16 protein-coding genes are annotated in these 15,780 nt (G+C 46.1%); 12 read left to right on the top strand and 4 right to left on the bottom strand.

Translation table 11 applies throughout. The features are described from left to right. Positions 1-128 precede the first annotated feature (128 nt). The 4 genes from RIC07_RS27510 to RIC07_RS27525 all read left to right on the top strand — a co-directional run bounded on the left by RIC07_RS27510 (position 129) and on the right by RIC07_RS27525 (position 4,547). Positions 129-1,118: a hypothetical protein gene (locus RIC07_RS27510; protein ID WP_446397299.1), complete on the top strand. Its 990-nt coding sequence runs from the start codon at positions 129-131 to the stop codon at positions 1,116-1,118. Between the two features lie 54 nt (positions 1,119-1,172). Continuing rightward, positions 1,173-1,973, top strand: coding sequence for a hypothetical protein (locus tag RIC07_RS27515; RefSeq protein WP_446397300.1), 801 nt, complete (start codon positions 1,173-1,175; stop codon positions 1,971-1,973). 631 nt (positions 1,974-2,604) lie between these two features. Next, positions 2,605-3,333: an LEVG family PEP-CTERM protein gene (locus tag RIC07_RS27520; protein WP_446397301.1), complete on the top strand. Its 729-nt coding sequence runs from the start codon at positions 2,605-2,607 to the stop codon at positions 3,331-3,333. A gap of 350 nt (positions 3,334-3,683) precedes the next feature. Then, positions 3,684-4,547, top strand: a complete 864-nt coding sequence (locus RIC07_RS27525) for a VWA domain-containing protein (protein ID WP_446397302.1) — start codon at positions 3,684-3,686, stop codon at positions 4,545-4,547. A gap of 310 nt (positions 4,548-4,857) precedes the next feature. On the opposite strand, the gene bchM is transcribed toward RIC07_RS27525, so the two are convergent. After that, on the bottom strand, positions 4,858-5,550 hold the full coding sequence (gene bchM / locus RIC07_RS27530; protein ID WP_446397336.1) for a magnesium protoporphyrin IX methyltransferase: 693 nt from the start codon (positions 5,548-5,550) through the stop codon (positions 4,858-4,860). A 220-nt stretch (positions 5,551-5,770) separates the two neighbouring features. Here bchM and RIC07_RS27535 point away from each other — a divergent pair, with 220 nt between their 5' ends. Further along, positions 5,771-6,205, top strand: coding sequence for a clan AA aspartic protease (locus tag RIC07_RS27535; protein WP_446397303.1), 435 nt, complete (start codon positions 5,771-5,773; stop codon positions 6,203-6,205). A 62-nt stretch (positions 6,206-6,267) separates the two neighbouring features. Here RIC07_RS27535 and nagA read toward each other — a convergent pair whose 3' ends face one another. Then, positions 6,268-7,416, bottom strand: a complete 1,149-nt coding sequence (gene nagA / locus RIC07_RS27540) for an N-acetylglucosamine-6-phosphate deacetylase (protein ID WP_446397304.1) — start codon at positions 7,414-7,416, stop codon at positions 6,268-6,270. A gap of 186 nt (positions 7,417-7,602) precedes the next feature. Here nagA and purE point away from each other — a divergent pair, with 186 nt between their 5' ends. The 5 genes from purE to RIC07_RS27565 all read left to right on the top strand — a co-directional run bounded on the left by purE (position 7,603) and on the right by RIC07_RS27565 (position 13,260). Further along, positions 7,603-8,130 carry a 5-(carboxyamino)imidazole ribonucleotide mutase gene (gene purE, locus RIC07_RS27545; protein WP_446397305.1) on the top strand — a complete coding sequence of 176 codons (528 nt, stop codon included), beginning with the start codon at positions 7,603-7,605 and terminating at the stop codon, positions 8,128-8,130. Between the two features lie 1,015 nt (positions 8,131-9,145). Next, the gene (locus tag RIC07_RS27550; RefSeq protein WP_446397306.1) at positions 9,146-10,729 is read left to right on the top strand and encodes an ammonium transporter; all 1,584 of its coding nucleotides are present in this window, start codon (positions 9,146-9,148) and stop codon (positions 10,727-10,729) included. Positions 10,730-10,883: 154 nt separating this feature from the next. Further along, positions 10,884-11,723 carry an SGNH/GDSL hydrolase family protein gene (locus RIC07_RS27555; RefSeq protein WP_446397337.1) on the top strand — a complete coding sequence of 280 codons (840 nt, stop codon included), beginning with the start codon at positions 10,884-10,886 and terminating at the stop codon, positions 11,721-11,723. Between the two features lie 20 nt (positions 11,724-11,743). Further along, complete coding sequence (locus tag RIC07_RS27560) at positions 11,744-11,908, top strand: hypothetical protein (RefSeq protein ID WP_446397307.1); 165 nt, start codon at positions 11,744-11,746, stop codon at positions 11,906-11,908. Positions 11,909-12,051: 143 nt separating this feature from the next. Then, positions 12,052-13,260: a 4-hydroxy-3-methylbut-2-enyl diphosphate reductase gene (locus RIC07_RS27565; RefSeq protein WP_446397308.1), complete on the top strand. Its 1,209-nt coding sequence runs from the start codon at positions 12,052-12,054 to the stop codon at positions 13,258-13,260. A 63-nt stretch (positions 13,261-13,323) separates the two neighbouring features. Here the strand turns inward: RIC07_RS27565 and RIC07_RS27570 are convergent, their stop codons facing one another. Further along, on the bottom strand, positions 13,324-14,115 hold the full coding sequence (locus tag RIC07_RS27570; protein ID WP_446397309.1) for a glutathione S-transferase family protein: 792 nt from the start codon (positions 14,113-14,115) through the stop codon (positions 13,324-13,326). 96 nt (positions 14,116-14,211) lie between these two features. Further along, complete coding sequence (locus tag RIC07_RS27575; RefSeq protein ID WP_446397310.1) at positions 14,212-14,988, bottom strand: MBL fold metallo-hydrolase; 777 nt, start codon at positions 14,986-14,988, stop codon at positions 14,212-14,214. A gap of 15 nt (positions 14,989-15,003) precedes the next feature. Between RIC07_RS27575 and RIC07_RS27580 the strand changes: the two genes are divergently transcribed. Further along, positions 15,004-15,222 (top strand): hypothetical protein, encoded by a 219-nt coding sequence (locus RIC07_RS27580; RefSeq protein WP_446397311.1) that lies wholly within the window; start codon positions 15,004-15,006, stop codon positions 15,220-15,222. Positions 15,223-15,417: 195 nt separating this feature from the next. After that, on the top strand, positions 15,418-15,660 hold the full coding sequence (locus tag RIC07_RS27585) for a hypothetical protein (protein WP_006105755.1): 243 nt from the start codon (positions 15,418-15,420) through the stop codon (positions 15,658-15,660). Positions 15,661-15,780: the final 120 nt, after the last annotated feature.

Below are 15,780 nucleotides of genomic sequence, written 5' to 3' on the forward strand. Positions count from 1 at the left end.
TTGTTCGAGAATTATATTAAAATTAAGGGCAGGTTTTGTATCAAAGAAAAAAAACAATCAATAGTTAATCCCTAAACCCGCCCCTACAAACGTGTCATAGCACGTCTATACCCAAAGGATGGAGAAAGATGGCTAAAGAACTGAATATAACAATGCTAGGTGCGAGTGGTGTCGGCAAAACCACATTATTGACCTCAATGTATGAGCAATTTGAGGCAACCAGTCGTCAAGCCAATCTGCACCTAAAACCCGATGTTGAAACAGCAGCAATTCTAGAACGGTATCTCGCTCAACTCAAAAGTTTAACCTACGAATTTAAAGCCGATGAACGCACCAAAGGAATTCGCGGCACCTTAGCCGTCGCTGGACCCGAATCCTTACCCTCTTACCGTTTTGATTTAGGGTTAAATGACAAAAACGATGATCTGCGGCTACAGTTTCGAGATTATCCTGGTGGCTATATTTTACCCAGTGATGTGGCGGGACGGCGATTTGTGCAGAAGATGTTGCGGGAATGTGCAGCGGTTATTGTGGCAATTGATACGCCAGCGCTGATGGAACTGAATGGCAGATGGCATGAGGTGAGAAATAAGCCGGATGAGATTATGACATTGTTTAAGACAGCCTACCAAAAACTGGACGAACCCAAGTTAGTCATTTTGGCTCCTGTCAAGTGTGAAACTTACATGCAAGATGAAGTATCTGCCCACAATCTGATTAAACGAATTCAAGAAAAATATGCCCCATTACTGGAATTTTTTCAAGCGCCAAGACGAGCCGATAAAATTGCCGTGGTGACAACGCCAGTGCAAACCGTTGGCTGTGTGGTGTTCTTGAAAATCGAGGTAGAAAATCTGAATCAACCCCGCTTTTATTTTCGCAAGACGAGTTTTGATGCCCAATATAGTCCCCAAGACAGCGAACAGTTGCTGCGGTATTTACTGCGATTTTTGTTAAAGGTCTATATTCAAAATCGCAGTTGGTCGATGTTTAACGTGGTTCGGGAATTTTTCAATCCGGATGCTCAACTCAAGCAAGCGGTAGAGCAATTTGCTCAAGGGTGCAAAACCAAAGGAGGATTTGCTGTACTACAAGGTAAATCCTTGTTGACACTTTAGAATTTGTAATTTGCCTATATAGCTCAAAACTATTTTTAAATTAGGAATCAACTGATGGATATCTATATCCAGAGTCGCGGCTTTGAACAAGATTATGATTACCGTTGGCTACAGGTTGGTAACGATGGGTCAATTCAACCCAAATTGCCACCCATCGGATTAACGGTACCCAGTTTAATCGATCGCGAAACACCAACGGTTGTGTTAGAACGATTAGTGGATAACCAGTTGCTGCTGCTACTGACAGGGCTTGAACCCAAAGGACGAGTCGATTTTCTAGACCGCCAAATCCGCATCGCTATGGCTTGGGTGGGTGCAACGGCTGACGAACCCCTGCTGCGAAGTTTAGCCGCATCTGCATTAATTGACGAAGAGTATCACCCCCTCGTGGCACAACTCAATCAAGCGGTATGCTTAGGCGGTAACTATGGCTTTCAGGTGTCATTACCGGAGATGAAGCGATTGATTACCGTAATCCGAAATCCCCAGCAACTCTCCAGTCAACCGCCGACTCTCACCCCCAAAATCGGACGAAATATCACGACACTGAGACATGAATTAGCCGAAGAACTACGCACCTATCATTTACCGCCAACTCCCGGTATTCTCATCGTCGTCACCGGGATTAAAAAGCCCGAAGCGCTGCAAGAGGCTGGTGTGTGGCGCAGTTTATCGTTATTGGTAGAGGGCGAGAGTTGGCAGGAGTTCTCGCCTCAACCCGGGTTTTTGCCCGCCAATTTTCAGGAGGGAATCCGCTCCAAGAATCCCCTAATTTGGCTGATGGTGTTGATATCGATTCTCTCCTACTGGTTAGCATCGCTGGTGAAATTGCTCTCTAGCCAAAAAGATACTTAGTGCAAGACGGCAAAAGTTGATGATTACCTTAGTGCATACAGAATACTGTTGGCAAATTACCTCAAACTGACTACAGAACCTAAAAACAGTAACGTACACTACAAAATCAGCTAAGTTGCGTGACAGGTCACTGCTGAGTGGGGAGCATCCCAATTTGGCAACTTGGCTTTTTGAATGGGGCTGAAACCATTGCCATTACGTTACTTGAGGTAATGCTTTGTCCAAAACGGGATGCTCCCATCTCTTATACGTATATTTTGTAACAAAGCTGTAACAATCTAGTGATCCCTTGTTCTATAAAGCTTGTATCGTTTAAGAAAGAGGTGACAAGACGATAAAGGGGAGGGGGGAAACTTTTTGATGATGTCTGTACCTGCTCTGGAAGCAGAAGCACGGGTGGGGGATAGAAGTAATTTTTATAGTAATTCCGGTTGTCATAAATTCAATCAGACACCCTGAACATCATCTTCACATAAACTTTATATGAAATTCATCGTAACTTTATAGACAACTTCAAGAATCCAGTCTACGATTTATTTAGTCGAAAGAAAATCACAACTTTAGACAATCCATCAAACATTAAACCAAGTCTTTACAGATTAAACATCTACTCACTCTAGGGAACCACATCATGAAATCTCTCTCAACTCTTTTCCGCCATTCCGCTACCGTTGCCTCGCTGATTGCTGCATCTACAGTAACTGCAGGTCTCATAGCTCCTTCTGCTTCCGCCCTCGTCCCCCAAGCGGAAGGCGAAGTTGAGCTTGTGAATTTAGCTCCCCTGCCTGGTGTTCCAGTTGTTACGCTGCCTGGCCTAATCACCAGTGTAGAGAGTTTAGCCAATCCAGATGGCACATTCAGCCGTCTATTCGTTGACGACCTAGACACTGATAATGACTATGGCAGCATAAAGTTTGACAGCGAACAAGGTACTTTTCCGTCAGGTTTTTGGTATCGTCCTTCAGAAGGAGTGGAAGCCAAGGGACAATTGGAAGTCGGAACCTTTAAGTTCACTTTCAAGGAAACTCTTCCAGAACTGACTGTTAGATATTTCGATACCGAGTCTTCTGACACAACTGGCGTTCCTGAATTCTTCGCCGATGCTGACACTGACGGAATCTTGGTCAGCGGTGTGAATCCTGTTCCTGAAGGAGAAGATGGAAATATCTATACCCAAACTTGGGAAGATGTTAGCTTTATTACCCTAAAATTAGGTAATGATACGCCAGGTGGTCTAGGTGATGGTGTTAACTTCCAGTTAGAAAGCGTACCCGAACCAGGAACCGTCTTGGGCTTAGGTACTCTGGCTATGGCAGGTGGTCTCGGCTTACGCAAGCGCAACAAAAAGTCTGATGCCTAAATTGGCTAAACAGGTGCTATAGTTTTCAACCTTTAGCACCTGAACGAATTTGTTAACTCCGCTATTAAAATCTAAATAAGAAATTTTTAGGGATTCGAGGTGTTCATCTCCAATCCCTATTTAGTTGCGTATACCACATCACTAGGGTGTGGTATACCTGATTTTATGCATTAGATTGGGTTTGTAGTCAGGGATGCGAGTCCTGAGTTTTGTTGGGTTTCGGCGCGTCAACCCAATTTACAGTACCATCTCCCTAATAGTACATATAAACTATATGTGATGGTTATAATACACTTAAGAATTCTTAATTAAATCAATGGTGATCAACCTGCGAACTGTAGGGACTTCAGATGTCTATTTATAACTGGGTGGCAAAAACCATTAAACTATTGGTATCGGGTCTCTCGGCAAAATGCCCCAACAAAACAAGGGCTACGACGCCGAGCGCTCCACCTATTGTGCATCAAGCAACGATTATTGAAACCCAAACTCAGGGTGTTATTCAAAAAGGGGACTCTATGCCAAGTAAAAAACTTTTTAACCGAGATGTTTTCATGCTCATCGACCAAAGTGGGTCAATGGTGAGAAGAGATCCAGAATTTAATAATAATATTCGCTGGAAAGTTCTACCGGAAGTCATTGAAGGGCATGTTTATCGCATTCTCAATGAAACCAGTCTGGATGGGGACAAGGTTTGTGAGGAGATTGCCTTAACCTTTTTTAGTCCCAATCGCCCTTGTGACAAAATAATCTACATTGAAGATACCGCTCAGGTTCCTAGTGTCTTTGATGAAAATCAACCCGATAGTAGCACGTTTATCACACCAACCCTTGAGCAAGTGATTAATCAATGGTTTGCTAATCGTGAAGCAAATCGGGAAGGGTTTATTGTTATTTACACCGATGGTCAGTTTGATGACCGCGATAAGTTTTTGAACCTGATTCAGACCACCAGTGCCAGATTGAAAAGTCAGGATGAACTGAAAATTGTGATTATCGGGTTTGGGAGTGAATTGAATCCCAAGTTTTATCTGGAACTGGATAAAAATGTCAGAGGATTCACCGATTCTAAGGGATTAGATTGCAATATTGTGGTGTTTGATTTGTTAAGTAAAATGCCCAATATTATTGAGCTACTGAACCGTCAGCTTGAAAACCCAGCCGCCGGTTTGCCGATGTGGGCTAAGGAGCAATATCCCGATTTGTTTACTTGACAATCAGCCCTCACTCCCCGCCTCTCTCTATCTCCCCCTTACCCATTTTTGAATCTCCCTCTACCCAATTAGATCCCCCTTCCGTCCCACTTTTGATCCCCCTTTTGATCCCCCTCCCGTCCCCCTTATAGATCCCCCTCCTGTCCCCCTTAAAAAGGGGGAAGCCAGCGGATGCTTCGCTTTTGGTTCCATGGGGGAAGCCAGAGGATGCTTCGCTTTTGTTCCATGGGGGAAGCCAAAGGATGCTTCGCTTTTTTTTGCACGGGGATGGCAGAGGGGAGCCGGAGTTTTGTCAGATGAACTGAATAAATTAATCGGAATTTCTGGTTGCTTCTAAGAGGTAAGAAAAGTAAAACTGGGTACTGGTCATTCCTGTGCGTTGAATGGAAAAGCCGTTACGCTCCAATATTTTGATAATATCGGCTTTGCGGTGTAGGTAAGCACGAGTGGTTTTAGAAGGACCGGGAAACAATTCGCCAATTTTCTTGAGCAAACTGTAGACAATGTTTTTGGGAGCAAAGCTAAGAATTAAGCGCGACTCCGCTAGAGAAGCAAGATGGGAGATCATCTGATCAGCTTTATCTTGGGGATAGTGAATCAGCACATCTAGGCAAATAACGGTGTGATAGCTACCACTCAAGTCTTCCAAATCCTGCACGGCAAAGTTAAGCTTGTCAGAATTCGCCAAGCTAGCGCCAGCCTTTTCCTTGGCTTCACCGACCATTTTTTCGGAGATATCACTGGCAAAGACTTTCGCACCAGCTTCGGCTAGGGGAATGCTGAGACTTCCCACACCACAGCCAGCGTCACAGATGGATAACTCAGCTAAATTGCCATCAGCCTTGAGCCAGCTTAGAACAGTATCTACGGTTTGCTGGTGTCCGTTACGGATATCCAGTTGGACTTTATTTACCTCGCCCTCGCCGTAAATCCGCCGCCAGCGGTCAAATCCAGTGGCGTTGAAATAGTCTTTAACTACGGTTTTATCATCAACGGTCTTCATAGAGTCAGCTTGGATGGAGGAGTTAGGACGATTAATTACTTTACCATGAGCTAGGGGGGTTACTGCCATCATGCCTTTATCAAGAAATATCAGCCAGAGGGCAAAAGGCAGAGAACTTACAGAAAATGATGAGATGTTTGATTAACGTAATGTTCTCATAAAATGGAAATAGAATGTTGGGATAGTTGATGTATTGTGAGAGAACGTGCCAGGTAAAGCCATGGGTGTAGGTGAAGTTAAAGCAAAAGTCAAGCTCACCAATCCAACGGATGACGAATTAGTACGGCGAGGACAACTAACGGCTGATCAGGTTCGTGTATACGAAACAGAAGCTGTGATTGATACAGTTGCAGTCTGTTCAGTGCTTCCTATTCATGTCGTGCAGTGTCTTGGTTTAACCATTCGCGCTCAACGAGTAGCCGGTTATGCTGATGGACGAACAGAAGCTGTAGGCGTAGTTGGAGTTCTAATTGATTGGCAAGGACGTGATACATTGGAGGATGCGTTAGTTTTGGGTGATGAGGTGCTGATTGGTCAAACTGTATTAGAGAAATTAGATTTGTTGGTCGATTGTCAAAATCAGCGATTGATCCCCAATCCTGCCCATCCTGATCAACCTGTTAATAAGGTGAGACATCTCAAGTATGAATTATGAAGGATAAATTATGAGTTCTCCCTTACTTAACAAAGGACAAAGGACATAAGACTAATGACAAATCATCCATTGAATGGTAAACGCTGCCAACTTAATTTTGATCTGTCCTCATGCCAATGCCATCGCAACAAATTGGCAGGTTGTCCTACTCCAATCCCAGGTAAACCGATCGCATATCGAGGAGACTCCGTTGCTAGGGCGATCGCACTCTCAATTCCACACACACCCCACTCTACCAAATTCTGGACTCCCACCAATAACGGTAAGGTGGTTCCCGCCAATGTACCATCCGCTAATCGTGCCGTACCCTGTTTCACTTCAATCTGACGCTGATCCCAGGGATAAATCCCATCGCCTAATCCTAACGGCGCTAACGCATCACTCACCAGAAACAATCCCGCTTCATCCCGACTCGCTTGCAGTAGAATCTGTAACATTGTCGGACAAACGTGCTGTCCATCGGCAATCACCCCACAGCGCACTTGAGGATGAGTGATGGCGGTACCCAATAATCCGGGTTGCCGATGGTGTAATCCCGGCATCGCATTAAAGGCATGAGTCACCATCGATGCACCTAAGGCAAAGGCTTCCTCCGCCTCAGCCGCCGTTGCTTGGGAATGACCTAAACTCACGGTAATTCCTAAAGAACGCAAATAACTAATCGCCTCACCTGTCTCGTCTAACTCCGGCGCTAGCGTCATCACTTTAACCAGTTTGCCATAATCCCCCAAAACTTGCTTGACATTTACTAGGTTTAATGGTAATAAATATTCTTGAGGATGCGCTCCTCGCTTCTGAGGATGTAGAAAAGGTCCCTCTAAATGCACCCCCAAGATTTGCGCCATTCCCGCCTGATAGGAAGCGGTGGTTAAAAAATCAGCAATCACCGCCAGCGATTGTTGAATTTTCTCAATCGAGGTGGTTACCAAGGTGGGTAAAAATCCATCAATCCCCTGATTCCCCAAAAATTGGCAAATATCCTGTAATTTCTGGCTATCCCCCAGCGTTAAATCAGGAAACGCCAAACCCAGCGCCCCATTAATCTGTAAATCGACCCCAGCTAAGGAGAGCCAATCGCCTGTAATATCGAGTGTATGGGAATCGGGGGCAATATCCGTCATGGGTGCGATCGCGGAAATTTTTCCCTCAGCATTAATCCTTACCTGTTGCAAGCCTTGATAACCTGGCACTCGTGCATTAATAATAATCATTTGTCCTTTACCATTAATCCTGCATCATTGTCTGATACATCTTTGATCAATAATCAGGGAACAGAGATAAAAAATTCCGAGAGTTGTGTAGGGGCGGGTTTGACTATTATCGTTTCTGCTCTCACCTAGATGAAACTAAACCCGCCCCGACCGAGTTTTGACTCTTTTAGCAATGACGAATGACAAATGACAAATAACAAACCCCAAATTGGTATTATCATGGGCAGCGATTCCGACTTGCCCACGATGCAGGGTGCGATCGCAATTTGTGAAGAGTTCGAGGTTTCCTGTGACGTCGCGATCGTTTCGGCGCACCGAACTCCCCAACGTATGGTAGACTACGCCCAAACTGCTCATCAGCGTGGACTCAAGGTGATTATCGCCGGAGCGGGAGGGGCGGCTCATTTACCCGGTATGGTGGCGTCTCTGACACCATTACCCGTCATCGGCGTTCCTGTTTCCACTCGCCATTTACAAGGGGTAGATTCCCTCTACTCGATTGTACAGATGCCAGGTGGAATCCCTGTCGCTACCGTAGCCATTGGCAATGCTAAAAATGCCGGGTTGTTAGCCGTACAGATTTTGGCATCCCAACAACCTGAGTTACTCGAACGAGTGCAGCAGTACCGCCAGACTTTAACCCAATCCGTCATGGATAAGCAAGCGGCGCTAGAAAAGCTGGGATATCAGCAATATTTGTCACAAATGTCGTAGATTAAGTTTTGACCCTTCACAGGCAGGGTGTGGGGTATGGGGTGTGGGGTATGGGGTGTGGGGTGTGGGGCTTCTCGGTAAGGAACACAAAAGCCCCTAAGAGGAGATAGGGTAAGGAGCGAGCGCTCTCCAGGCGAGCCAACGCCATCAATCCTTCGGACTTCAGGGTCAAAATGAATAAACAATAGAGTTTTTGGTGACTTCCTGAGTAAAGTTCAATTTTTCTCTACACCCTACACCCTACACCCTACACCCTACACCCTACACCCTACACCCTACACCCTACACCCTACACCCTACACCCAGTAGTACCTTCAAGTTCCTTGTCACCCCCTCAGCCCTTACCCTCAAACCTTTCGCTCTACTGCATTAAAGTATCACCTCTCAAGCCTTTCTCTGAAAAGATTAGCGATAACAATCAAAACTTAACACCAAAGAAATTTTTCTTAATTAATTAAGACGTTATTTGAGAGACCTAAATTCTTAGGCTTACTTAAATCTTAATCATTGTCAAATCAATAGGCTTAGGCAAAATCAAAAGGGCGGCTCGCTCTCGCGTAAAAAACCGCCAACTCAGGCTGCCAAACTGGTGGCGGGTTGACCCAAGTCTTGATGACAGAAGCTCTTAGCTAGGGAACTACCGCAATATATTTTAAGGACTCACGCCTAAAATAGTATATTTTGTTACAGAAATATCCAGCCAGAAAATTGAAGATTTGAGAATTTCCTAAAGATAATGAACCCAGTTATTGAGAAGAATTGAGGCTCTTGACTATCTGGCAACTTATTTGTAGGGTTTTGTCTAACGTAGACACGCCAACTTCCAAAACTCCCGATTCCTTAATCAGGCAGCACTATTTAAAAGCTGGCAGTAAACCAAAGAAAATAGGCGAGGAGTTATGTCATACTCAGATACTTACCCCCTCTTCTACGTCATACTTCCAATGACTTTATTTACCGCTTCTTAGCTCAATGTTAGGATGTGTTCCACCAGAAATACAGGAAAGAGAGCGAAATGATGTCTAGACGAACGTTCGAGAAAACTTCCGACCGAAAAAAGTCTCCCCCAAAAACTAGACAAGTTGATTTACCAGGATATTCCCAATCCTTCTGGGATTCTCCCTATTTTGACCCCTTAAAAACCATAGCCAAATCTTTTTCTCCGTACTGGCTAGCTTGTATTCCGCTAACGGCAATTATTGTCGTGGTTTGGAATACGGCAGCCGTGGCTCAAACTGAGGCGGTTGACGCCGATGCTGTTGCCCAACTTCAGGGAACGTTAAACGCGATCTGGGTTTTGATTGCTGCGATTCTGGTGATCTTCATGAATGCCGGATTCGGTATGCTAGAAACCGGATTCTGTCGTCAGAAAAATGCGGTTAACATTCTCTCCAAAAACCTGATTGTCTTTGCCCTAGCAACCATTGCATTTTGGGCAATTGGGTTTTCCTTCATGTTCGGTGCAGGAACTGGATTTATTGGTTTAGGTGGATTTTTCTTAACTAGCACCGATCCGGGTACTTATGGACTCGATCCATTTCCTACCGGGTTACCGATCTCCGTGTTTTTCCTGTTCCAAGCTGCCTTCGCCGGAACTGCTGCCACCATTGTTTCGGGTGCGGTTGCTGAACGGATTAGGTTTATTGACTTTCTCGTTTTCAGTCTTTTGTTGACGGGAATATCCTATCCGATTACCGGACACTGGGTCTGGGGTGGTGGTTGGCTAGGAGACATAGGAGAAATAGGCTTTTCCGACTTTGCTGGCTCAACCGTGGTTCACTCGGTTGGTGGTTGGGCGGCGTTAATGGGAGCTGCCTTTCTCGGACCCCGTGAAGGAAAGTATAGAGACGGTCAAATCAATGCAATTCCCGGTCACAATATGAGTATTGCCACACTGGGATGCTTGATTCTGTGGATCGGCTGGTTTGGTTTTAACCCTGGTTCTCAACTCGCTGCCGATGCCGAAGTTCCCTACATCGCAGTAACCACAAACCTCGCCGCTGCTGCTGGAGGTATTGCCGCCACCATTACCTCTTGGTTAAAAGATGGTAAACCTGACCTGTCGATGATTATTAACGGCATCTTAGCTGGCTTAGTGGCGATTACCGCCCCCTGTAATGCCGTTTCCTATCTATCAGCCGTCATAATTGGTCTGATTGCAGGAATTATCGTGGTTTTTGCGGTTTCCTTCTTTGACAATATCCATATCGATGACCCCGTGGGTGCGATTTCTGTCCACTTAGTTAACGGGATCTGGGGCACCATTGCTGTTGGTATCTTCACCTTCGCTGAAAATGATGCGGGTCAACGACTCGGCTTGATTTATGGGGGAGGACTCGGTCAACTGGGTGTTCAACTCCTGGGTATCCTCTGTGTAGGCGGTTTCACCGTCGCATTTAGCTCCATCGTTTGGCTAGCCCTGAAAGCGACTTTGGGACTACGAGTACAAGCCGAAGAAGAAATCCATGGCTTGGATATTAGCGAACATGGAATGGAAGCCTACAGTGGATTTGTCAAGGAATCCGATGTGTTGACCAGTAGCTCGTTTGGTAGCGTCAGTGGTAGTACAGCTGACATTCCTCGCGGCTCAGAAGTTTAACGGGAGCGCTTCTGGTTAGACGGAAGCTAGTTAATTCGCCAATAACATCCTGTAGGGGCAATTCATGAATTGCCCCTTTGTCATGGTTTTTATGATCGGCAAAAGTGGAATAGGACTACAATCTGATGAGAGAGCCGATGCTGAATCTAGACAAGTGTCCACAACCTCGAAAAGCTTTCCAATTTGGGCGGTTTTCTCCCTCGCTGTCAATGGCTTACTGGTGCTAGCGATCGCGGGGGTATTGCTGCGCCAATACCAAGGAGCTATCCCTTCTGCGGTTAGCCAGTCTCTAGCCACTGATGCGGCTCCAGAAGCAGAAGCAACCCCTACCCTTGTCCCCGAACTCGGACCCCGCCACCAATTCAATTACCAGCAGTGGGTGGCGCTGCTGGAGCAAGAAGCTGAGGTGATGGTGGATCAGAAGCCAGAGGATTTAGCCATCCTCCTGGGAGATTCCATCAGTCTCTGGTTTCCCAATGAGATGCTACCCACGCAACGAACGTGGCTTAACCAGGGAATTTCTGGCGAAACGACAGCCGGATTGTTGAACCGCTTGGATGTGTTGGATCAAACCCAGCCAGATATCATCTTTTTGATGATTGGCATCAATGACATAATTCGAGGGATCACAGATGAGACGATTTTAGCCAACCAACGGCTAATTATTCGTTACCTGCGGCGCACTCATCCTGAAGCCAAAATTATCGTCCAATCGATTTTGCCCCATAGCGGGGAAAAAGCCACCTGGGAAGGGCGCGATCGCCTTCTGGAAATCCCCAACAGTCGTATCGTTGAGATTAATCAGCGATTGAAAGCGATCGCGGAGTCAGAAGATGTCATTTACCTGGATCTCTATCCCCTATTTGCCGATACCGAAGGCAATCTGAAAATGGAATTGAGTACCGACGGCTTGCACCTAAATCCTCAAGGCTATTTAATTTGGCACTATGCTCTACAAGTTACGGATCAACTCGTTCTCGATGGCGGTTTGTGACGGGGGATGGGGTGAGGGAGATGGGGAAGCTGGGGGAGATGGGGGAGATGGGGGAGATGGGGGAGATGGGGGACGATGGGGGAGATGGGGGAGATAGGGGAGATGGGGGAGATAGGGGAGATGGGGGAGATGGAAAGTCTGTTGTAGGGGCGGGTTTTACTGCTAACGTTTGCTTTGCACCCTGATATAACTAAACCCGCCCCGACTTGACCAATGACGAACGACGAATGACAAATGACAAATGACAAATGACGAATGACTAAACCGGATTCGTCTTAAGATCAAAAGGAATTAACAATTGTATACACTCATCTGCTAGACAAGTTTCATGGATACAAAAGCCTTCAAACGTTCACTCCATAGTTCAGAAAACTATCACCGTAAGGGATTTGGTCACGATGCTGAGGTGGCGACTCAGCTTCAATCTGAATATCAAAGCAGCTTGATTCAAGAAATCCGCGATAATAGCTATCGACTCAAACGGGGAAATGTGACCATTCACCTGGCAGAGGCATTTGGCTTTTGCTGGGGTGTGGAACGCGCTGTAGCGATGGCGTATGAAACTCGCCAACATTTTCCTACCGAGCGCATCTGGATGACAAATGAAATTATTCACAATCCCTCCGTCAACCAGCGCCTACAGAATATGAACGTCAACTTTGTCCCCGTTGAGGATGGAACAAAAGACTTTTCCATCGTTGGTGCGGGTGATGTGGTGATTTTACCCGCCTTTGGTGCCAGCGTTCAGGAAATGCAACTGCTCAATGATAAAAAGTGTAAGATTGTCGATACCACCTGTCCTTGGGTATCCAAGGTGTGGCATACGGTGGAGAAGCATAAGAAAAAAGAATACACCTCCATTATCCACGGCAAGTATAAGCACGAAGAAACCATCGCTACCAGTTCCTTTGCTGGGAAATATTTGGTGGTGCTGAATCTACAAGAAGCCGAATATGTCGCTGACTATATCCTCAATGGTGGGAATCGGGACGAGTTTTTGGCAAAATTCAGCCGCGCCACGTCCGAAGGATTTGACCCAGAGCGGGATTTGGAGCATGTTGGCATCGCTAACCAAACCACCATGCTCAAAAGCGAAACCGAGCAAATTGGTAAGCTGTTTGAGCGCACGATGATGAAAAAATATGGTCCGGTTCAGCTAAATCAGCATTTCCAGAGTTTTAACACCATCTGCGATGCCACTCAAGAACGGCAGGATGCGATGTTGGAATTGGTGGAAGAACGGTTAGATTTAATGGTTGTGATTGGTGGTTTTAATTCATCCAATACCACGCAACTGCAACAAATTGCCATTGAATGGAAAATTCCCTCTTATCACATCGATAGCGCTGAGCGAATTGGTCCGGGGAATCGGATTGATCACAAGGTACTGCATCAAGATATGACGGTGACGGAAAATTGGCTTCCAGATGGTGAAATTGTTGTCGGTGTAACGTCTGGAGCATCTACACCCGATAAGGTGGTTGAAGATGCCATTGAGAAGATTTTTGAGTTGAAAGCCACTCCGGTAGTTGTTTGATTTTGGTTCGGTTAGAACAAGGTAGGGGCATGGCACTGCCATGCCCCTACATATAGCTGATGTTTATTCAATCTCAATCGAGGTTGGTTGCGAATCGCTGGTTCCCGTTGTGGTCAATGGCGTGCGATACTCAGCATAGAGGCGATCGCGCCAGTCGAAGAAGGTTTGATACACGCTACTATCGGCTAAACCAGGAATCCCTTTCCCTTTCAGAGAGTCAGGCAAATCCAGATAGGAACCTTCGGGAAATTTCAGCAGTAAACTCACCCCAGCCACGGCAAAATCAGCTAAACAGGGACTATCGGTAACCAGATAGGGGCGATCGGACAAGATTAAGCTGAGGGCTTCTAAGTCTTGCTTCAGGCTGTCTCTGGCGTCTTTGAGGGCGTCTGCACTGCAACCGAAACCAATCCCCAAAACCTCAAACACTTCTGCCGGAACACCACCCAGAACGGTTTTGAAGAAATCTGGCGTATCTTTGGGTAATACTGATGTGCGATAGCTGGGATTGTGACTTAATGCCCCATAGAAGACTTTACGACTTTTGACACCAATGGATTCATCTGCCCATTCTTCCATCAGCAAGCATTGGGCGCGTTGGTGGGGATCGGTGGGAATTAGGGGCTTGTCGGGATACTTGCGATCTAAGTACATCGCGATCGCAGTCGAATCAGCAATGACGGTATCTCCATCTTTGAGAACCGGGACTTGCCGTTGACCCGATAGGCGATACAAGTCTAGCTGTCCGATTCCGGGAGTAACTTCAATTTTGCGATAGGCTAGCCCTTTGTAATCTAGAATCAGCCGCACTTTTTCCGAAAACTGCGACATTTCAAATTGATACAGTTCCAACATGATTTATCTCCTTAGGGTTTAGTTTGATCGTTTGTCCTTTGTCCTTGGTGATTGCCTAAATTGAACCAATAACTCCGGACAAGAATGTGCAAAATACTAAGCCATTTGAGGTGTCAGGTTAAGTTCCAGCGCTTCGTTTGGCTGAGGATCAATCACCTGAGTGGATAGGTTGTGCTGTGCCAGTTGCGATCGCAACTCCTCCAGACTACCAACCTGATTCAACAGGAAATCTAACATTCCCTCGTACTGAACTCCACCTCCGGCGGCTGTGGGTAGAAACACTTGGGGTTGCACCCATTGTGCCAGTTGCAGTGCGGTACGATGCCCTTGGATAATCGGTCCCAGCACAGGTAATTCCAACGTCACCACGGGACTAATCACCACATCGATGGGAGCATACTCTTTTAACTGATCTGGTGGATACCCATGAGGTTCATAATAGAGACTTGTACCACTCTCTAACTGTTTGACCAGATAAGCGTTTTCCTGCAAAAAAGGACCAATCGGTGCCCCTGGTAAGGCGCGGATTTCAATTTGGTCAGCGAGGGTGAAGGTTTGACCAAAGGCTAACGGCGTCACCTGAGTATAGCCCAACTCTTTCACCACCGTTGCTGCATTCTCTGAACCCACGACGGGAATCGTTTTGTCCAGCTTTTCTAAGGTAGGTTTGTGGGCGTGATCATCGAGTCCCTGAGATAGCAGAATCAAGTCTATCTGATCAGGAAGTGCATCCAAGGCTGGAGGTTTGTCGCCTTTGAACAACCAGGGCATATTGCCAAAGATTAGGGAATCCACAAGCCAGGGATCAATCAGGATGTGTTTTTGCCCAAGTTCGAGTAGCCAGCTATTGGCGCCGAAGTAGGTTAGGTGCATGGCAGTCCGACTATAGTGTCATCTCTCCCAATTGTAAAGTTTCTTAAAGTTTCTGCCCGTTGTCTAGGGGGAGATGGGGGAGATGAGGGAGATGAGGGAGATGGGGAAGATGGGGAAGATGGGGAAGATGGGGGAGATGGGGAAGTTAACTCAAAACTCTACCTTACCTGTTCCCTGTTCCCTGTTCCCTGTTCCCTGTTCCCTGTTCCCTGTTCCCTGTTCCCTAACAAATGACAAATGACGAATGTTAGGGTAGAAACGAATACAGGGAAATCTACCAAAAGCTAGTCGGAACTGTTGAGCATTTAAACCCTACCGTAGGGTGGGCATTGCCCACCAAACCTAAGTCAGTATCATTCATCGATATCCAATGTCAATGCATGACAGCTTCCCGAAATTTCTATCCGAGAATTAATTAGCTGATTTTCCATGTCAACCCTAATCGAAAAATTACTTGCCGCCGGCTGGTGTTACGAAAGCAATCGACCCAGCCATAGTCATGAAAAGACCGAAATCTATAAAGATTGGGAGATTATTACCTATCCTGAATTAGCCTTACATTATCTGCCAACTGGAGAATATTTTATTGGTTCGACTAATCCCACCTTAGGGTCAAAAGTCTCCCAAGCTAAAATCGGCGTCATTAAGGCACTAATTGACTCTTCCGACTAAAATCACGCATTTGTAGTGGTATGGCACATCTAATTTGATCAATTAGGCTCATACCCAGCAACTGTAGGGGCGCAAAGCTTTGCGCCCGATTCAATGGTAAAATCTATTCCACTGACAAAG

The organism is Coleofasciculus sp. E1-EBD-02 (assembly GCF_040218245.1).
In the GTDB taxonomy this organism is placed as follows: domain Bacteria; phylum Cyanobacteriota; class Cyanobacteriia; order Cyanobacteriales; family Coleofasciculaceae; genus Coleofasciculus.